Source organism: Chitinophaga sp. 180180018-3 (genome assembly GCF_037893185.1).
GTDB lineage: Bacteria > Bacteroidota > Bacteroidia > Chitinophagales > Chitinophagaceae > Chitinophaga.
Map to the genome: position 1 here is coordinate 5,827,810 of NZ_CP140772.1, position 20,257 is coordinate 5,848,066.

Here is a 20,257-nt window from a genome sequence, read left to right on the forward strand (position 1 = left end):
ACAATTATCATTTCAGGTTATAAAGTGATATTCACGCCCAGGGAATAATTTTTCATCAGCGGGTAAGACCGCATGCTTGCCGCTTCCGGGTCACGGAATTTCACGTGATCTTCCAGCAGGAATAAATTGGTACCAATAAAGAACAGCCTCAGGGAGCTGATGCCTGCCCTGTTCATTATCTGTTTAGGCAGTTCATAGGAAAGGTTAATATTTTTCAACCGCAAAAAGGAGCCATTGCGCAACCAGAAAGTAGATGGGTTGTCTCCTGTATTTCTGTTGGCTCTTGGAAAAGCTGCATTCGTGTTCTCCGGCGTCCAGTGATCATTCCAGAAAGCAAAGTTGGTTTCTTCTGCCCTTGCCTGTACATACCTGGCATCGATCATGACCTGATGCCCGGCCAGGCCCTGGAAAAGCAGATCAAGGCTAAGCCCCTTCCAGGCTGCACCCAAAGCAATCCCATAATTAACAGGAGGCGTACTGTGTTTGCCAATGTACTGCGCGTCGTTGTCGTCGATCTTGCCATCCGGCTTATCATCCACTGCTCCGCGGATATCGCGGTAATTCATCATACCCAGTTCCGGCTTCTGACCAAAAATAGTGTACCCGGCAGGCAGCGCGTCAAGGTCGGCCTGGGTACGAAGTATACCAGTGGCCTCCATTCCCCAGATACGATCGGTGCTATACCCTATAACGGACTTGTATGCACGCTGATTTTCAGGTTGGTCCTGCATAATCACTTTGTTGGTAGCATAGCCCATGTTGGCGGCAATGGTATAGCGGAAATCCTTGCCAATGGTATTGTTATATCCTGCAGAAAGCTCAAATCCTTTTGAGTCGATGATCCCGTAGTTCTCGGCAGGCAGCGTTGCGCCAAAGGTAGAAGGAACGCTTTGCTGGCGCGCCCCCAGGATATCGTAGGTATGCCGGCGAAATACTTCCGCAGAAAAATTGAGTTTACTATCCAGCAGCACGGCGTCTAATCCGCCGTTCCAGGACAGTGATTTTTCCCAGGTAATATCCGGGTTGGGAAGTCCTACCGGCGCAATACCGGCAGTGGTATTGCCAAAAACAGCACCCGTGTAAATATTGTACCGTTGCATCCATTGCCAGCCACCCACGGCATCATTACCTAACATCGCTACTGAGCCTCGCAACTTCAGGTCATTGATAAATTTTACGTTATTCTTAAAGAAAGACTCTTCGGAAATACGCCATGCGGCGGCCAACGAAGGGAAAAAGCCCCAGCGTCTGCCGGGAGCAAATTTTACGGAGCCATCGTACCGGAATGCTCCTTCTACAATATATTTATCTGCATAGTTATAATTTACCCTGCCTACATAGGATAAACGACCATCTTCCCATCCGCTTCCGTTCGCAAACTGACTGGAAAGGCTGCCCGCAAACAGCTGGTCTACCAAAGGCGAAGTAAAGTTGTTACGCTTTGCATTGAACGTGTTGTCATTACCTTCTGCCTGTTCATAAACAAACAGTGCATTAATTTTATGCAGCCCAAACGACCGGTTATAAGTAACATAACCATTCAACTGGTAAGACTCCGGGTTATCATAAGATTCATACAGGAATTCGCCATCATCCCGCACTTTTACGCTTTCCGGCTTATCTGTTACAATATGGTTGTGCTGTCCTGAACGGGCGAATACAGTGAGCTCATATGGCAAACTGAATTGTTTGATAAAGGTATGCCGGGAGTATTTATTGAACATGATCTTTACATCCAGTCCTGGTACAAATGGTATCTTATACTGCAGTGCAGCAATGGCGTTATAATCTGAATATTTCTTTTTATTATAACCGGTTTTCCCTTGTACTATGGCCAACGGCGACCATTCCACAAAAGTGCCGTTCAACTTGCCGTTGATATAGGGAGGCACCATATGTGTTCTGAACAGAAATGCCTTGTACAGGTCTTCCATGTCGTCATTGTCGCCATCCCATCTCCAGTAAGGTTTCTGATCATTCCGGATGTCGGTGCTTACATTCAGCGAAGCGGTCAGGTCTTTCGTGATATCTGCCTCTATATTTGCCCGCAATGTATATTTTTTGAAATCCAGCCTGTTGAAGGATCCGCTGCCATAGTAATAAGCGCCGTTCATGAAATAGCGGACCTTTGATGTACCGCCGCTTACAGACAGCGCATGACGCGTAGTAACAGGATTTTTCCATGCTTCATTGATCCAGTTCCAGTCGTGGGTTTTAAAATAATCCAGTTCATCTGGTGTATAAAACCTGGAATCAGACGAAGGAACATTATCCACACGCAGGGCATCGTTAATAGTGAGCGCCTGGTTGTAGGCATTTTGTGTAGCCGGGATGCGTATGGCCTGATCTACTCCTACAGTACCGGTATAGGAGATAGTTGTTTTTCCTTCCTTGCCTTTTTTCGTAGTTACCAGTATGACGCCATTGGCAGCGCGCGACCCATATACAGATGCAGAAGCGCCGTCTTTGAGCACCGACAGGTTCTCTACTTCACTCGGATCCAATGCATCAAAAGCAAACTTATCACGCACTACGCCATCAATTACGTACAAAGGATCTGTATTATTCCATGTACCTACTGCTCTTATGCTGATAGAAGAAGGTTTGCCCGGTTTTCCTCCTGTTTGGGTAATCGATACGCCTGGCAGCCGCCCGGCGAGCGCGTTGGAGAGATTAGCTACCGGTGCGTCTTTTATTTCTTTCCCCGAAATAGCCGCCACCGCACCGGTGAGCGTGGCTTTCTTTTCTGTACCATATCCTACTACTATCACCTGGTTCAATGCGGAGATCTGCTCCTTCAATATTACGTTGATCTCATTCTGATTATTTACGGTTACTTCCTGCGCCAGATATCCAATGCTGGAGATGAGTATGACGGCATTTTCGGGTACATCAGTCAGGGAGAATTTACCACTGGCGTCGGTCATTGCGCTTTTCTGCGTGCCCCTGACCACCACGGTAGCCCCGATCACAGGCTCTCCATCTTTATTTGTTACGCGTCCTTTCACGCTGATGAAAGCAGCAGCGTTAGTAGCTGTTGCTTTTGACGGGGATGCCTGCCCTGGTTTTACAATGATCACTTTTTCAACAATGTTGTAAGTCAGTGGCTGATCTTTAAAACATTTTTTCAGCACCTCCTCCAGTACCATATTCCGGCATTGAATACTTACTGCCCGGGCATCCCGGATGTGTGCATCTTCATAAAAAAAGAGATAATCTGTTTGCTGCTCTATCTCTTTCAGGACCTTTGTCAATGGTGCGTTCTTTTCAGAAAGCGTTATTGACTGTGAAACTCCTTTTGCGCTCACCTGCAGGAAAAAGATGAGCAATAAAATAGTCAATTTCATTATCCTTTCAATTTGGTTAATGGGCAAAGCCTTCCATTCCTTTCTACCGGATCTGAAAAAATAATGGGAGTTGGTGATGTTGTTTGTTTGTTCATCATAGATAAGTGCAGGGCACACCTTGTCCCTGGCAAAGGCATTGCCATGAGTAAATTTTTTCATAACTTGGTACTGTTGGGTGTTAGTTAATTAGCATTACAAATCATTAATAAAATACCTGACGTACAGCCGGAAGCACGTCACTGCTTACCGGCTTTTGTTTGTATATACCAGTTTGCCGTTTCAGCGAAAAAGCAAATCCGGGAAAAGTTAATGGGGTTGATAAATGGATATAAAAAGGCCACCTCACTGATATAGTGAGCAGATGATGCTGGTATCTCCCTTTTGGCAATATTTTTTTACATGTACTTTTGCGGCTGTCTGTATCTGTGTTATTCTTCCACTATGATCTTTCCTCCATTTGCATCTATGCGGAAGTTTACGCCAACGCTTTTCAGTATTTCCAGTACTTTTGATGCAGTCATATTACGGGGAATTTTACCGGAAAATGACCGCTTTGGAATTTGTCCTTCATATACAACTTCTACATTATACCATCTGGCCAATTGCCGCATAACGGCTTGCAGATCATCGCCCGAAAACCGGAACAGGCCATTTTTCCAGGCTATCACCTGATCTGTATCTACCCTGCTTAACTGCATGCCGGTGTGCTGTTTATCGGATGCCTGCACCTGCTCTCCGGGGTTTAAAGTAACCTGCTGCCCGGAGCTTTTATTGGTTACCGCCACCCGGCCGGATAACAGCGTGGTGCTGATCACCGGTTCATCCTTATATGCATTGATATTAAACTCGGTTCCCAGCACGGCTACTTCCATTCCGCGAACGTTTACCTTAAACGGCCGCTGCATGTTTGGCTTAATTTCAAAGTACACTTCACCGCTCACTTCTACTGCCCGTTCTTTATCAGAGAAGGCTACCGGAAAGCGGATAGCCGATGCAGCATTCAGCCATACCCTGCTGCCATCGGGCAGCACTACCTGGTATTGCCCTCCGGGTGGTGTTGTAACTGTATTATACTGAATGGCGTGCTCTCCGCCGGCGCCGGAGGTATAAGCCAGCTGGCCGTTAGCGGCAATAGAGATACTGGTAGCGCCCTGGCGCAGCTGCTGCCCGATGGCGCTGCTGTCCAGCACCACCGTTTCTCCGCCCGACAGCGTCAGGGTGGCTTTATTTTTTCCCGGGGCCAGGTCCTGCAAGTCTGCCTTTTGATTGATAGCTATGCGGGAAAGATCTTTCCTGCCGGTACCTGTATGACGTACCCAATACGTGCCGCCTGCAGCCAACATCAATAAAACGGCAGCAGCGGCATATCTCCATATTCTAAACTTCCGTGTGATAGCAGGCTTGTCGTTTGCCCAGCTTTTTCCATCGGCCCGGGCCCTTGTCAGCAACTTCTCCCAGGCCTTCTCCTCGCTGATCTCTTTACTGGCAAACTCCTGCAGTTCGTGGCGTAGCTGTTCTGCCGAGGTGATCTCTTCGAAAAATTGCCTGTTCCCGGGTTTTTCGTTTAGCCATTCCCGTAGCTCAGCCTCTTCCGGCGGGGTTAATTCCCCCCGGATAAACTTGCTGATAAGCAGCCATTTTTCCTGTTGATCCTCCATGTTGAATAAATTTCACCTCCCGTTGTTGTGGGGATTTAATGCTACTGATAACGGCTGGTTTTAATTATAACGGAGCCAAATAGCAAAACCTAAAAAAAAAAAGCAAAATAATTATCAGATTGTTTTCAGGACCGCAGACGGTGGAGCACCCCGAGAATGGAGATTAAGCTTAGCAGGTACATAGGGGATCTGTCAATTAACCGGAGACGGAGCATTTTCATGGCATTTTTCTGGTGATTATATACGTTTTCCACGCTGATCCCCAGCTCATTTGCCACCTCCACCGGTTTTAGTCCATCCTTATATAGTTTAAAGAATACTGTCCGGCATTTTACAGGAAGATGTCCGGCTGCCTGGAATATTTCAGCAAGCAGTTCACCGCGCATTTGCTCGTACGCCAGATTATCGTCTGCCGCCAGTTCGAAGAAAGCCTGGTTTCTGGCCTCATAACTTTTTCTTGATCGCAGGGCGTCTATACCGGCATTGCGTACTGCAACATATAAAAAGGATCTGATGGCAGGCAGTGTCTGGAATTGCGCGCACCGGTCGAACAGCTGATAAAATGCATCCATCACTACGTCTTCCGCCTCCGCAGAGTTATCTGTCAGCTTCCTGGCAAAGTATATCAATTGACGGTAGTATGTGTCGAAGACATGACTGAATGCCACACGATCACCTTTCTGAAATGCCTGCAAAATTGCCCCGGTATTGTTGTTCATTGCTCCGATAAGTATTTTCGTACCATACCTCTTAAAAGTCTGAGATCTATTGAACAGGGAGGTCGTCTAATATAGGATACCTGTTGGAGTATTCCAAGTTATTATGTATTTTTTTAATTAATGTAGATAGACAACAGGTCAGCTATTTTTCAGAGAAAAGCGGTAAGATAGCCACGCAGGCGTTGCCGCAGGAGTTTAATGGCTTTGGTGATATGATATTCCACGGCTTTCTCGGTGAGCTCAAGATTGCCGGCTATTTCCCGGACCGATTTATTTTCAAAACGGCTAAGACGAAAAACCAGCTGGGTTTTCTCCGGCAGTTCCCGCAGGGTTTTATCAATGGCTTTCAGCAACAACTCCCGGTTCACATCTTCCTCTGTGGTATTAACAAGAGGAGTGGTGTCTAAGGTTCGCATATATTTTTCAGCGGTCATTTTCCGGCGCAGCTGGTCGTTCAGGCTATTCCGGAGTGAAACGGCCAGGTATGCCCCGATGTTGCTGATCACGGCCTTATGCCGGCTTGCCCAGAGCCTGGTGAAGATCGTCTGGATCAGCTCCTCTGCCTCTTCCCTCGACGCGGTCCGTTTTACGGCAGCACTGTACAGCGGGAACCAGAAACGTTTGTAGATCTCCTCAAACGCCCGCATATCCGCACGCTCCCTCATGGCCATCACCAGGTCGTCATCATCATACAGGGAATAATTGCTGCTGTCTTCTTTCATGTTGCGCTACCAAAGCTGACCGACAAAATAAGTGTATTTATCCCGGATACCCAAACAGGGCGCCGGGTGGTTGCGAACGGAATAATCCGGATCATGCAAATTAATATCCGTCTGGCACAAAGCATTGGCGCCGGATTGAAGTTGCTTTGCCGGTAAATGCTCAACTATATGAAAAAAACAAACGACCGCACATATATCCGTTGGATGAAAGGGATAGCGTTATTGGTTGTACTAAACAACTGCTATCTGTACACAGCAGCCCAGTTTAAGATAACCGAAGTAACGGTAGGTACCAGCTTCATTCCATCTTCCCGCTACATCAGGCCGGAAGATTCCGTGAAAACACATGCCTCCACTATCCAGTACCGCTTCAATGCCGGGCTTGCTTTTCAGCTGGCATCGCATATCGATACTGCTACCGGCAAGGTGCGTACCTGGTCCGGTTCCCTGAACGGTATATTCACCCGGCAGCAAAACCAGGATTACCAAAAACAGATTTTTCCGGACGATCTCTTCGCGGCCGATATCAGCATACAACATTACCGCAGCCTGCACAACAGGTGGGCCTTTCTCGGATTGGTATCCGTGGGCCTGTACTCCGACCTCAGGCAGGTAGATGGCAACGACATCTTCGTAAATGCAGGCGGTATTTTCATCAAACAATTCGCCCGCAACTTTTCCCTGGGGTTCGGAGGTTTTGTCAACAACAACTTTGGTGCACCTATGCTCTGGCCGGCGTTATTTGTGCAGTGGCGGCTGGATGGCAAGTACAGGCTGGATATCAGTGTACCCGACAAAGGCCCCGGGCTGGCTTATAATATCAGCATCACCCGGAAATTTAATCCGCAGTATGAGCTTTCACTCGGCTTTAAACCCCGGCTGATGACCTATGATGTAGAGAACCGCAGTAATCCCGATAAGCGGTTGATGGGTTGCTGGGAGCTGCCCATAGGGCTGGAAAACCACTGGCATATGGGCCGGGTCGAAATTTTCGGAGGAGGGGGTATTATGCCCCTGAGATCAACATCGTTCGGAGAGAAGAAAATATCAGATATATTTTCGAAGAAACCTGCGCATAAACTGGCCACTAACTTCTATCTGAACGCAGGCGCGAGGATCCGCTTCTGATGTCATCTCCCGATATAAAAAAACAAATACGCTCTTTTTTCACCTGCTGAGATAGGGGTACCCGAAAGGATGATTGTCTTAATACAATCAATCATCTTTTATACAGCAGGTATATGAACTGGGTGTTCACAAACAATGTGGGGGAAGTTATTTATACAGAGAAAGAAAATCCGGATATGGCGGGTGCTGTTGGTACGGAATTGACAGATATTTCGGGTACGGTTAGTAACCCCGTCTGGCAGGTTAGCAGCAGGCAGCTGCAACTACCGGGCATCCAGATTGGGGATTACCAGATCAATGTACGGGAAGATGTCAACATCCATACATATGGCCTTACTCCCAGGCCAGGCCTGTTTTTCCTGCAGCAAGGCACTATTACGTCGAAGCTGCACGAGCAGGAAAGCACTTGTCATTTTTCGGGCGGGCAACATGCCATATTGTACAACCCCTTTGCAGCGGAGCGTTCCCTGTTGAAGCAGCAACAGCATCTCCATGTATTTGTGGTTACCTTCGACCCGGAATATTTTCTCCGGCTGGCGGAAGACAGCGGCCCGGTTATGTACCAAATGGCAGCGGGCATCTCGGGGCAGCGGGCCACGCACCTTCACCGCTATGGCCTTGCTATTACCCCCAGGATGAATGAGATCATTGCCGACATTAAATCGTGCCCTTACCGCGACGGGCTCAGGAAACTGTTCATCCAGGCGAAGATCACGGAATTGCTGACACTGCAGTGCGCTCAGATTGGCGCCGACGAGCGTACTGCTGTCAGTAAGTTCCGGTTGTCTGCCGGGGATTTATCCAGGATCTATATGGCAAGGGACATCATTGTGGAAGACATCCAGCATCCGCCTTCACTCACTACGTTAACAAGAATGAGCGGACTCAATGAATTCAAGCTAAAAGCCGGTTTCAAATCGGTTTTTTCTACCACGGTTTTTGGATATCTGAATGATCACCGTTTGCTGCTGGCGAAGAAATGGATCGCCCGGGGCGACAAAGCGCTCTCTGAAATAGCCTATGATTGCGGCTACTCCTCGCTGGCTCATTTCAGTAATGCTTTTAAGAAAAAATTCGGGGCTAGTCCTATTAAATTCAGGGGGTAACCTCAACGCTTCAACGCATAAAGGATCAACAGCAAAGTAAAATCACGCAGCTGGCCACGCAGGCATTCGAGCGCATGATAGATAAACCTATGCATGCTATGCCTGTTCATGTGCATAATCTCCGCTACTTCTTCATTGGAAAGCTCTTCATAATACCGGAGAAAAACGGCTTCCCGCTGCCGGTTGGTGAGTGCGGTCTGCAACACATCCAGCCGGGTATGCAGCTCATCCATCCGCTCCTGCCTGATCGTCGGATGCGGATACCCCAGCGCGAGGTTGAAAGGAATATGTTCTCCAGACAGCTCATCTTCATGTCTCGCAGGGCCGTATTCGAGTTTGCGTAACAGTATCCGGCGGAATGAATGATAGAGGAACTGCTTTACAACCGCCGGCCGGCCTATCTGTTCCCGGTTCTGCCATAGTCTCAGGAAAAGATCCTGCAAACTCTCTTCTATACAGGAATCATCTGCCGTAAACCTACATCCGTAATTGGTGAGCGGGGTATAATATTGCTCATACAGTCCTTCCAGAGCTTTCACGTCCCCTCCTTTATAGGAGTACCATAATTCATTATCATGCATGACGGTGGAATAATGGGATTATTAGGTCCATAGAAAGATATCAAAATACGCCAAAAAAACTACATGGCAAAATGAGATAAAATACCTGTCCAACCATCCCAGCCTCTTCATTTTATGATGCCTGTATTGGTTTTTTAACTAAATTAGTACTAACACTATAATAGTTTTGATGCGGCCCTGATCCCCTATTGTTTTTTGCTTTATGTCTTTCTGTTCTGGGGGTGCATAGTGATCGACCAAAATATAACAGTTAAAGCCCAATGTGCCTGAATATGCGGCCAATAGCAATTGTTGAAATATCCGGTAAACCGCTGTCACTAACGGCACATATCATCCCGTTCAACCAAATCGCTTATATTTATGAAGCTACTATCACTCGCCTTGATTGGTCTTACCCTGCAGCTAAGCGCAAGAGACCCTATTGAAAAGTTGCCCCCGGAAGTTTACCGGCAGAATATAAAAACGGGCCCCATACATGGCGTTGTCCGGAATGCTAAAGGAGAAGCGGTATCCGGCGCTTCTGTGAAAGTAAGAGGCAGTGCCAAAGGAGCTATTACAGCTACTTCCGGCGCCTTTGAACTGGATGTGCAGGCAGGCACCGCGCTGACGGTATCCGCCATCGGATACAAATCCCGGGAAGTACCGGCAGCCGATAATATGATCATCGTACTCACAGAAGAGGTGAAGGAGCTGGAAGGTGTGGTGGTAACCGGGTTCCAGAGCATCGACCGTAACAAATTTGCCGGTTCGGCAGTTACGCTCAAAGCAGAGAACGTAAAGATCGCCGGTGTCACAGACGTCAGCCGTATGCTGGAAGGCCGGGCTGCCGGAGTGAGCGTACAGAATGTATCGGGGTCATTTGGCGCAGCTCCCAAATTGCGTATCCGTGGCGCCACTTCTATCTCCGGCGAAAACAAACCACTGTGGGTGGTAGATGGCGTGGTACTGGAAGATATCGTTAACGTATCCAACGAACAACTCACCAGCGGTAATATCCAGACGCTGCTCGGATCGGCAGTGGCCGGCCTCAATGCAGACGATATCGAAACCATCGATATCCTGAAAGATGCGGCTGCTACCGCGTTGTATGGCGCCAGGGCCATGAACGGCGTAGTAGTTATCACTACCAAGAAAGGGAAAAGCGGTAAACCAATCGTGTCCTATACCGGCAATTTCGGCGTACAGCTGAAACCCTCTTACCGCAATTACGATATCATGAACTCGGCCGATCAGATGTCTGTTTACGCCGAACTGGAACGGAAAGAATTACTACAGTATTCCCAGCTGATCAACCAGGCTACCTCCGGTATCTATGGTAAACTGGGCCGCCTCCTGCAAACCCCTGACGCCGACGGCAAATTTGCCGTACTCAATACCCGGGAAGGCCGGCAGGAATGGCTGATGAGATACGCCAACGCCAATACCGACTGGTTCGATGTCCTGTTCCGCAACTCGCTTACACAGGAACATTCTATCAGCATTTCTTCCGGATCGGACAAATCCCAACTCTATCTATCTACCAGCTTTTATAATGATCAGGGCTGGACTATCGCCGACAAAGTAAAACGGTACACCGTAAACATAAGGGCTAACTATACTCCCAACAGCAAACTCTCCTACGGCGTACTGGTAAATGGCAACGTAAGGCAGCAGCGGGCGCCCGGAACGGAAGACCGGCAAACAGACGATAAAACGGGGATGTATAAACGGGATTTTGATATCAACCCGTTCTTCTATGCACTCAATACCAGCAGGGCCCTGACCGCCTACGATCAGAAAGGCCAGCTGGAATACTTTACCCGCAACTACGCCCCCTTTAATATCCTCGACGAAACGCGGAACAACTATACCGACGTTAGTGTAATGGATCTCAAACTACAGGGCAACCTGGGCTACCGGTTTAATTCACACTTCAACTATGAATTCATCGGGGCGATCCGTTATGCCAAAACTACTTCCGAACATAACGTTAACGAAAACTCCAATGAAGCCAATGCGTACCGTGCAAATGGTACGGCTATCATCAATGGCAACAATCCGTTCCTGTATAAGAATCCCGACCTTCCCAATGATCCGGCAGTGGTAGTGCTCCCCTATGGAGGCTTCTACAAACGCAGCGATGTGGAACTGAAAAACTATACCTTCCGCAACCAGTTTAACTATAACCAGGTGTTTAACGACGAACGGCACCAGGTTACTGCACTGGTAGGACAGGAAGTGAAGTACGCCGACAGGCAAACAGCCGCCAATACCGGCGTTGGTTATCAGTATAATACCGGTGGTACGCCGTTTATCGATTACCTGTTCATTAAAAAAATGACAGAGAATAATAACGCTTATTACGGCATGAGCAGGGAATACGATCGCTTCACCGCCTTCTATGCGAGCGGCAGCTATACCTACCAAAAGAAATATACCCTGAATGCTACAGGCAGGGTGGATGGTTCCAACCGCCTGGGTAGTTCCTCGAAAGCCCGCTGGCTGCCCACCTGGACAGTAGCCGGCAACTGGAATGTGGCGGAAGAAAGCTTCCTGAAAGATGCCAACGCCGTTAGTCATATGTATCTCAAAGCCAGCTACGGCCTGAATGCCAGCACCGGAAGCGCTACCAACACTACCCCTATATTAAGATCCTTTATCACCAACCGCCCCTATCTGGTAGATCAGCAAACAGCTATACTGTTGCAGGCACTGGAAAATGCAGACCTGACCTGGGAAAAGAAGTATGAACTGGACCTGGGCACAGATATGGGATTCTTTAACGAACGGCTTGGATTTACGTTCGACTACTACCGCCGCCGAAGCTTTGACCTGATAGGCCTGATCAAAACCTCCGGTGTAGGCGGACAGGTGAACCAGTTTGCCAATTACGCGAATATGAAATCCAACGGGGTGGATGTGATGCTGACCGGTAAGCTGATTGCCCATAAGAATATGGACCTGACCAGTACCCTTGTCTTCAGTTACAATAATACACTTATTACCAATGCCAGGAATAATCCCATCCTTACGGATCTGATTGGCGAAGGCGGCGGATCATTGCAGGGCTATCCTGTAAGAGGGCTTTTCTCTCTGCAGAATGCCGGCCTGAATCCTGCCAACGGCGTTGCTCAATTTATCAATGATACCGGTACCGTGTCTTCAGCAGTATATCTGAAAAGTCATAATGTACAATACCTGAGATACGAAGGCCCCTCCGATCCTACTATCACGGGCGGATGGAGTAACAGCTTCCGTTACAAAAACTTTACGCTGATGGCGCTGGTGACTTATCAGGCAGGTAATAAAATAAGGCTTACACCGGTTTATAGTACTGATTATTCAGATTTCAATTCCCTTCCGAATGAGTTTAAGGGGAGATGGAGTTTACCGGGAGATGAGAAGAAAACAAATATCCCCTCCATTGCGGATATCTATACCCAGACTAATCTGACCAACAATACGGCGTTCCCGTACAGCAATTACAACTTCTCCCATGACCGGGTGGCAGATGGCAGTTTTGTACGGCTAAAATCCGTTGCCCTCACCTACCAGCTTCCCGGCGCCATGGCTACCCGTTTTGGGCTGAAAGGGGCTTCGCTGACAGCTACCGGTAATAATCTCTGGTTGATTTATTCCGCAGAAAGACTGCACGGCCAGGATCCTGAATTCTATAATACAGGTGGTGTAGCCCTGCCCGTGAATAAGCAGGTTACTTTTTCACTGAGGGTTAGTCTTTAATTCAAAAAGCATGATCATGAAAAAACTATTGCTATATATAAGCATCATAACGGTCCTGACCGGAACGGGCAGTTGTAAGAAATTCCTCGAAACCCTGCCTGACAACCGCACGGTTATCACCAATCCCACACAGGTAACGCAGCTGCTCACCACGGCATATCCGCATGCTACGTATATGCTTTTCTGTGAGGCCCTGAGCGACAATGTGGAAGATAAAGGCAACTCCGGAACAGGCATAGATCCGCAGACGTTCCTTGTCAATACCCAATCTTTCAAATACCAGGATCCTCAGGATATCTCCGCGGATTCTCCCATCGCCTACTGGGATTCCTGCTATGCAGCCATAGCGGTGGCTAATCAGGCACTTACCTATTGCAACGGGCCTGATTCAGCGAATTACTCCGCACAGAAAGGCGAGGCGTTGCTTTGCCGCGCTTACGCACATTTTATGCTGGTAACGCTTTACGCAAAAGCCTACGACCCGGCAACGGCAGGCAGCGATCCCGGTGTGCCTTATATGACTGCAGTAAATAAATCCGTGTTCGGCAAATTCGACCGGAGCACCGTAGCAGCTGCGTATGCGCATATTGAAAGCGACCTGCTGACAGGCTTGCCGCTTCTGCAGGATAAAGTGTACGGCGACGCACCTAAGTTCCATTTCACCCTACAGGCGGCACATGCTTTTGCCGCCAGGTTTTACCTGTTCAAAAGAGACTTCGCCAAAGTGGTGGAACATAGCACCGCAGTTTTTGGCAGCGCCAATCCGGCAGGACTGATCCGCAACCAGGTAAAATTTTATGCGATGTCGTACGACGATATGACCGTTTACTACAACAACTCCTCCAACCCCGCCAACATCCTGTTGCAGGAAGCCCCGGGCAGCAAATATCCGAACAACTATTACAGCTATCGCTATGGCATCGGCTCCCAGCTGAACGCTGCGTTATTCTTTTCTCAGAACGTAACGGGCGGCAGCTACGCCATGAACGTCTATGGCGCCGGACCTCAGTATTTCAACTTTCCGAAATTCAGAAGAGACGTGAACATCATGTCGCTGTTCAGTATGGATGAAGTACTGCTCAACAGAGCGGAGGCCAATATCCGTTTGAAGAACTACGACGCAGCGATCGCTGATCTGAATACCTGGGTAGGCAACAATGTCAGCAACTACGATCCGGCAAGGCATAATGTAACAGCGGACAAGATGACGAACTTTTACGGCGCCACCCTGGACATCTCCATGCTGCTGACGACCCTCGATTTCAAAAGGGCCACCTATATGCAGGAAGGACTCAGATGGCTGGATATCTTGCGGCTTAACATCCCGGTTACACATACAGGATCTCCCAATTTCAGTACTACCCTGGTGGCCGGAGATAAAAGACGATTGCTGCAACTGCCTCCTGAAGCCGTGAACGACGGCATGACGCTCAATCCCAGATAAGGGTTTGTTCAAACAAAAAAACGAAACATGAAAACACAAATATTTCCAACGCTACTGTTGTTACTGGGACTGGTGATATGCGGCGCCTGTAAAAAGGAAAAGGTCAGCCTGACCACTCCCCCGCCCGGTTTGGGGGGCGACTCTACCGGCACCACGCCCACAGATGTTTTTATCCACGACAGCCTGACCATACCCTATAACATAGCGGTATACTATAAGTGGACACCCGGACAGCTCGACTTTCCATACGACATGGTGCCTCCCATCGCCAGTAAAGTAACGCCTTCTCTGAAAGCCCTGCTGGCGGTAGTTTTCCGCCCATATAACGATCAGACCGGTAGTACCGGCTTCATGAGAGGCTACTTCCCTAAAACAATCAAACTGGCGGGCTCCGCTGAATTTCAGAGCAACGGCTCCATCATACTCGGGCAGGCAGAAGGCGGCACAGAAATGCTGCTTTACATGCTCAATTACTTCACGGCTGCCGCAAAGGATTCCGCTATACTGAAACAGATGGGCCATACCATGCACCACGAATTCGGCCACATACTCAATCAGAATATACTGGTGCCTCCCACCTTCAAGCAGATAACTCCGCACTACACCGGCAACTGGTACAATGTGGCTGATCAGGATGCCCGGCAGAACGGGTTTATCACCGCCTATGCGGAATCTGATCCTAAAGAAGATTTCGTGGAGATGGTAGCTACCATGCTGATAGGAGCGCAAAACGGCCTATCGGGTTTCGACGACTATGAAAAGATCATGGCCGAACAAACCGGCGGGCCTGGCTCTGCATCTTACATTGCCCTGCGCGCAAAAGAAGCGGCTGTTGTTGATTATTATGCCAGGTCATGGCATATTGACTTTTATGCCTTGCAGGCCAGATGCCGCCGGGCGCTGACAGCCTTTTATCAATAATTGTTTCACCTGAACTTTTCTTTATGAAAAATATACGGATATATCTTTTGTGCGTCAGTATCGTTCTTGCTGCCTGCAGCAGGAAATCTGATCTGAACATCGATGGCCAGCCTACCGATGTCAGGATAGCTAACGCATTGGCGGCCTATCAGCAAAAGCTGACAGATGCACCTTATGGCTGGATACTGACAGAGTATACCAACGGTATCGCCGTCAACGGAGGCGTTACACGCCCGGGGCCTAAGTCGATATTTACCTTTTATATGACTTTCGGTAAAGACGAACAGGTATCCATGATATCAGACTTCAACAATACCACCACCAATACTTTCGGCAAATCGGGCTACCGCGTCAAAGCAGTACAGCGCCCCACACTGATCTTCGATACCTACAGTTATGTGCACTATCCCTGTGATCCTGATGCATCCATTTCCGGTTCACCATATGGCGATGGCTTCGGCTGGGGTACTGATTTTGAATTTTCTTTTGCCGATAGCGTCGGCGCCTCCCAGCTGGGAGATACGATCCGCCTGACAGGCAATTTGAATAATTGCACAGCCACACTGGTAAAAGCTACGCAGGCGCAGCAGCAGTCTTTCACTACCAGTGGATTCAGCTCGCTCAACGCGCTTAAAAAGATACTCACCTATTTCAAGCGCGTAACTGCGGGCGGTGTTACATTTGAAATAACACCCGGAATAGGCAACAGAACCTTTAATATCGCTTACCAGGGGCAAACAGCGCCGGTGAATGTTCCTGTGCAGTTCCTGGGGCAGGATCTCGTATTCGGTACTCCGCTTAACATAGGCGGCCAAACCGTGAAAAGCCTGAACGCCCTCATCTGGAATGATGCTGCGGGGAATATATCCGCGACGCTTAATGGCAGTGCAGCTGCCACCATTTCTCCGGCTATTGCACCACTGGTGTTCGACAGAACCATTGCAGCCAGCTTCTACCAGGAAGGATTCAATAATCCCTGGATTTCTCCAAAAGGTTTTCTCGTGAACGGTGTTGATGATGCCTATGATATACGTCATCTGCCCTACCCCGGTGAAACATTCTATGCTTTCGTGTTTTTCCCCGGAAGAGTTTCCGGCGGTGGAGGAAGATACTATGACATTCTGTCTCCGTTCTTCATCGGTGGCAATAATAACTATCCCTACATATTCGCTGGAGGCGTATCATTCACCAGGGTGATACAAGGCAGGCTGGTGCCCAGAATGTTGTTCGGCGGTGACCCTATACAAAACCCACCCGGATTGCTGGCCACCAATCAAATATTCGCCACCGGCCAAACGGATCCTTCCTACAGTGGCCTCACCTATGGTTTCTATATTATTAAAAAAGAAATCAACGGCGTCTATGATATGGTCACCGCCGGCGATGCCACAGGTTGGATGACGTGGCAACATCAATAGTGGGTAGTTAATTATTAAAAAGACGAAAACATGAAAAAGATATTTCTCATCACCATTCTTTGCCTGGGCATGCATCAGTTATTGATGGCGCAGAACAATACTCCGTCCATGGCAGAAGCGATCAAAGCCGGCGTGAAAACAACAATGGCCCGCGCCGATCTCACCAGAACTTTTATGCAACCGGTAGGTATCACCGATGCGCAGAAACCTACTGTGAATAAACTAATCCTCGATTATATGGAAGCCAAAAGGGCCCTGGCGCTGGCGAACAGGAACAACACCGCTGCCTATCAGTCGCAGCAAACAACCCTGTTCAACACCTTCCGCGACAACCTGGCAAATATTCTCAGCAAGGAACAAATGACACGCTTCCTGGCTTCCAAACCAGCGCCGGATGAAATCAGTTTTCTCAATGCGCTGTTTTATTAACTATCAGCAGCTAACTACCGGTAGTTAGCTGCTCTAATATATTTACCACTGCATGTATCTCTCTGGCGTTAAGCGAGGCGAACCCGAAACGCAGCCCATTCTGAGCAGCACTACCGTAACAGTATTGCGCTCCGTTGCTCATGTGCAATCCCATACTTTGAGCTTTCGCAGCGATTTTCGCCAGGGGATACTTCTTTGCAAAGCGCAGCCATAACGCCATGCCTCCTGAAGGTATAGTGAACTGCACCGCCTTCCCGAGGCGCGTTGTTAATTGGGTACAAAGCAAATCACGTCTCTCTTTATATACCTTATTCGATTTTTTAAGATGCCGTTCAATAGTACCATCCGCCAGCAGATTAGCCAGGGCCAGCTCTGAAAGATTATCACCCCGGATATCCATTAATTTACGCAGCCCGGTGGCCTGTTCTATGAAATCAGGTGTTGCCACCATGAATCCGATACGCACCGAAAGCCCCAGCGATTTGGTAAAAGAGCCTATATAGATAACATTCCCCCCATGATCTGCACTGGCCAGCGGTAATATGGGCGCCGAGTTGTAGTGAAAATCATAGTCGTAGTCATCTTCTATCACCGGCAGTTTGTGCCGGCGAATAATCTCCAGCAGCTTCATTCTGCGCGCTGCACTGAGGGTAACGGTGGTAGGATGATGATGATGCGGAATAAGATAGAGCATCTTTATTTTGCGGGTACTGCATAGCTGTTCAACGGCATCTACATCAATCCCTTCTTCATCTACCGGCACACGCTGCAACCTGGCCCCCAATTGCTCAAAACAAAGGTCCGCCAAAAAATAATCAGGACTCCCAACAATTACTTCATCACCAGGTTTAATGATCAGTGAAGCGGCAAGGTATATAGCCATCTGCGCTCCGCGGGTGATCATCAGGTTGCTGACACTTATCCGCAGCCCCCGGGTATCCGACAGGTAACGCTGCATTTCCCGGCGCAGCGTTTCCGTTCCTGTACCCGAACCGTACATCAGTGAGCGGTGATAGCGCGGGCTGTCGATCACCGCCCTGCATTCCCTCACCCAGGCGTTCAGAGGCGCAATCCTCGCATCAGGAAAGCCGTCGTTGATGACCAGCGTTCCCGCAGCAGCTGCGGGCGTCTGAACAGATGATACGGCCCGGAATGAAAACGCTGCCGACGTATTATACGGCGAAGCCCCTGCACTGAACGACCGCGGCTTGATATCAGGCAGGTTAACGGCTACCATCACCCCTTTCCGGGGAACAGCCACCAGCCAGTCCTGGCTGATGAGTTCATCGTAGGCCGCAATCACCGTTTTGCGATGCAACATCAGCTGTTCGGCCAGCACCCGGCTGCCCGGTAAATACAGTCCGGGCTTCAATAATCCCTCCTGGATCAGCCCTACCAGCCGGTTAGCAACCTGCTGGTATACCGGCAGCTTACCGTTTTTATCGATTTGTATCAGGGTTTTGAATGGCAGCATCTGGACTACTTAACGATTATAAAGTGGACTACTAAGATACTCCAGTTAATTCTAATTTTGAACATCAAAAATTCAACAAAAGATGAAGAATAGATTCCTGATGAACGAAGTAGACACGAACGCTTATTCCGCTATGCTTGGCTTAGAGAAATACCTGGCGCAAACCGGCATTGCATTCCTGCATAAGGAACTGATAAAAATCAGGGCTTCCCAACTCAATGGCTGCGCGTACTGCATCGACAAACATATTAAAGATGCACGTGCGCACGGCGAAACAGAACAACGGGTTTACCTGCTAAATGCCTGGCGCGAATCACCTCAGTTCAGCGAAGAAGAAAGAATCATCCTTCAAATGACGGAAGAAATCACTTTCATACACCGAGAAGGACTCACCGATACCACTTACGACAGAGCAGTACAGCAGTTCGGGTTGAAAGGAACCGCAGAACTGATCATGGCTATTAATATTATTAACGCCTGGAACCGGATCGGGATCAGCTCCCGCCGCATACCAGGGCAATAACACCCAACTTATGCCATCTATTCAATACGCCCTTACAAAGGAGGCATTCATGGCCTGCACCGAAGTGATACAATACCTCCGTCCTTCTCTCCGGTCGGAGCAAATGATGGAACTACTGAAACAAATGCAGGAGGAAAAATACGAGCTGATATATGTGACTGCGGAAGAAGATCCTTCCAGGGTTGCAGCATTCGCGGGCTTCCGGCACAGGACCATGCTGGTTTCCGGTACAACTATTTACATCGACGATCTGGCCTGCCTGCCTGAATTCCAGGGCCGGGGCTATGCGACCCTGCTATTGAACCACATCCGTGGAATAGCGGAAAAAGAAGGACTGCGCTCTGTACGATTGGATTCCGGCCCCGACAGGCTCGATGCCCATAAGCTGTATCACCGGCGGGGTTACTATATATCAGCATTCCACTTTACGCAACCACTGGCGGGAAAGTAAAGTTATTGTTTCTTAGTAAGTACATTCAGTGCGACTGTCAGTTTATCGTCGATCGCGTTATCAGGCCCCACGTTAAAATCGCGGCGGTTGATCGTGAATTTGCCGGTGAACTGGCAGCCATTGGCAGATACCACTGCTGTAAACGGGAAAGTAACCGTGCGGGTAACTCCTTTTATAGTAAGTGCTGCAGTGAGATGATAGGTACCCTGCTTGTCTGTACCTGTAATGGAAGACGACAACAGCCGCATCACAGGATATTTGTCTGCATTGAAATATTTCTCCTCCATCAGATCCCTGTCGCGTTTACCAATGCCGGTGCTGATCGTTTTCACCTCCACACTGGCTTCTATCCTGGCAGATTTCAGATCCTGCGGATCAAATGTTATGTTGCCCTTCAGGCCTTTGAAATATCCGTTGACGGTAGTCGAGAAAATAAGATGGTTAACAATGGTAAACTGTACTTTAGACCCTTCATCAACAGGAACATATTTCTGTGCCTGCAATACAGTGCTACTGCAAATCAGCAAACATAACAGCCACAAGCGGCGAAAAGCAACAAATTTTCCCATAATTGCTAAGTTGACACTTAATTACGGTATTGCCAAATCCTTTTGCC

16 protein-coding genes are annotated in these 20,257 nt (G+C 48.6%); 9 read left to right on the top strand and 7 right to left on the bottom strand.

The annotated features are described in order from the left end of the window. Nucleotides 1–17 precede the first annotated feature (17 nt). From UNH61_RS22605 to UNH61_RS22620, 4 genes are all read right to left on the bottom strand, one after another. Nucleotides 18–3,506, bottom strand: coding sequence for a TonB-dependent receptor (locus UNH61_RS22605; protein WP_326994280.1), 3,489 nt, complete (start codon nucleotides 3,504–3,506; stop codon nucleotides 18–20). A 269-nt stretch (nucleotides 3,507–3,775) separates the two neighbouring features. Beyond that, a complete protein-coding gene (locus UNH61_RS22610) occupies nucleotides 3,776–5,005 on the bottom strand; it encodes a FecR domain-containing protein (protein WP_326994281.1) in 1,230 nt (409 codons plus the stop codon). Between the two features lie 125 nt (nucleotides 5,006–5,130). Beyond that, the gene (locus UNH61_RS22615; RefSeq protein ID WP_326994282.1) at nucleotides 5,131–5,724 is read right to left on the bottom strand and encodes a sigma-70 family RNA polymerase sigma factor; all 594 of its coding nucleotides are present in this window, start codon (nucleotides 5,722–5,724) and stop codon (nucleotides 5,131–5,133) included. A 149-nt stretch (nucleotides 5,725–5,873) separates the two neighbouring features. Continuing rightward, nucleotides 5,874–6,446, bottom strand: a complete 573-nt coding sequence (locus UNH61_RS22620; RefSeq protein ID WP_326994283.1) for a sigma-70 family RNA polymerase sigma factor — start codon at nucleotides 6,444–6,446, stop codon at nucleotides 5,874–5,876. A gap of 168 nt (nucleotides 6,447–6,614) precedes the next feature. Here UNH61_RS22620 and UNH61_RS22625 point away from each other — a divergent pair, with 168 nt between their 5' ends. Together UNH61_RS22625 and UNH61_RS22630 are read left to right on the top strand one after the other, a co-directional pair. Next, the gene (locus UNH61_RS22625) at nucleotides 6,615–7,574 is read left to right on the top strand and encodes a DUF6268 family outer membrane beta-barrel protein (RefSeq protein ID WP_326994284.1); all 960 of its coding nucleotides are present in this window, start codon (nucleotides 6,615–6,617) and stop codon (nucleotides 7,572–7,574) included. Nucleotides 7,575–7,687: 113 nt separating this feature from the next. Continuing rightward, entirely contained in the window at nucleotides 7,688–8,680 is a 993-nt protein-coding gene (locus UNH61_RS22630) for an AraC family transcriptional regulator (protein WP_326994285.1), read from the top strand. Between the two features lie 2 nt (nucleotides 8,681–8,682). Here UNH61_RS22630 and UNH61_RS22635 read toward each other — a convergent pair whose 3' ends face one another. Then, on the bottom strand, nucleotides 8,683–9,261 hold the full coding sequence (locus UNH61_RS22635; RefSeq protein ID WP_326994286.1) for a sigma-70 family RNA polymerase sigma factor: 579 nt from the start codon (nucleotides 9,259–9,261) through the stop codon (nucleotides 8,683–8,685). A gap of 360 nt (nucleotides 9,262–9,621) precedes the next feature. Here UNH61_RS22635 and UNH61_RS22640 point away from each other — a divergent pair, with 360 nt between their 5' ends. From UNH61_RS22640 to UNH61_RS22660, 5 genes are read left to right on the top strand one after another with little or no spacing between them, the layout of a single operon-like run. After that, nucleotides 9,622–12,981, top strand: a complete 3,360-nt coding sequence (locus UNH61_RS22640) for a SusC/RagA family TonB-linked outer membrane protein (protein WP_326994287.1) — start codon at nucleotides 9,622–9,624, stop codon at nucleotides 12,979–12,981. Between the two features lie 16 nt (nucleotides 12,982–12,997). Next, nucleotides 12,998–14,425 (top strand): RagB/SusD family nutrient uptake outer membrane protein, encoded by a 1,428-nt coding sequence (locus tag UNH61_RS22645; protein WP_326994288.1) that lies wholly within the window; start codon nucleotides 12,998–13,000, stop codon nucleotides 14,423–14,425. Nucleotides 14,426–14,452: 27 nt separating this feature from the next. After that, nucleotides 14,453–15,346, top strand: coding sequence for a substrate import-associated zinc metallohydrolase lipoprotein (locus tag UNH61_RS22650; protein ID WP_326994289.1), 894 nt, complete (start codon nucleotides 14,453–14,455; stop codon nucleotides 15,344–15,346). Nucleotides 15,347–15,369: 23 nt separating this feature from the next. Beyond that, nucleotides 15,370–16,764, top strand: coding sequence for a DUF4302 domain-containing protein (locus UNH61_RS22655; protein WP_326994290.1), 1,395 nt, complete (start codon nucleotides 15,370–15,372; stop codon nucleotides 16,762–16,764). 30 nt (nucleotides 16,765–16,794) lie between these two features. Next, complete coding sequence (locus UNH61_RS22660; RefSeq protein WP_326994291.1) at nucleotides 16,795–17,193, top strand: hypothetical protein; 399 nt, start codon at nucleotides 16,795–16,797, stop codon at nucleotides 17,191–17,193. A gap of 10 nt (nucleotides 17,194–17,203) precedes the next feature. Here UNH61_RS22660 and UNH61_RS22665 read toward each other — a convergent pair whose 3' ends face one another. Next, nucleotides 17,204–18,667, bottom strand: coding sequence for a PLP-dependent aminotransferase family protein (locus UNH61_RS22665; RefSeq protein WP_326994292.1), 1,464 nt, complete (start codon nucleotides 18,665–18,667; stop codon nucleotides 17,204–17,206). An 82-nt stretch (nucleotides 18,668–18,749) separates the two neighbouring features. On the opposite strand from UNH61_RS22665, the gene UNH61_RS22670 reads away from it, so the two are divergent. After that, the gene (locus tag UNH61_RS22670; RefSeq protein ID WP_326994293.1) at nucleotides 18,750–19,190 is read left to right on the top strand and encodes a carboxymuconolactone decarboxylase family protein; all 441 of its coding nucleotides are present in this window, start codon (nucleotides 18,750–18,752) and stop codon (nucleotides 19,188–19,190) included. Between the two features lie 10 nt (nucleotides 19,191–19,200). Next, complete coding sequence (locus tag UNH61_RS22675) at nucleotides 19,201–19,641, top strand: GNAT family N-acetyltransferase (protein ID WP_326994294.1); 441 nt, start codon at nucleotides 19,201–19,203, stop codon at nucleotides 19,639–19,641. Between the two features lie 2 nt (nucleotides 19,642–19,643). On the opposite strand, the gene UNH61_RS22680 is transcribed toward UNH61_RS22675, so the two are convergent. After that, nucleotides 19,644–20,210 carry a YceI family protein gene (locus UNH61_RS22680; protein WP_326994295.1) on the bottom strand — a complete coding sequence of 189 codons (567 nt, stop codon included), beginning with the start codon at nucleotides 20,208–20,210 and terminating at the stop codon, nucleotides 19,644–19,646. Between the last annotated feature and the right edge of the window lie 47 nt (nucleotides 20,211–20,257).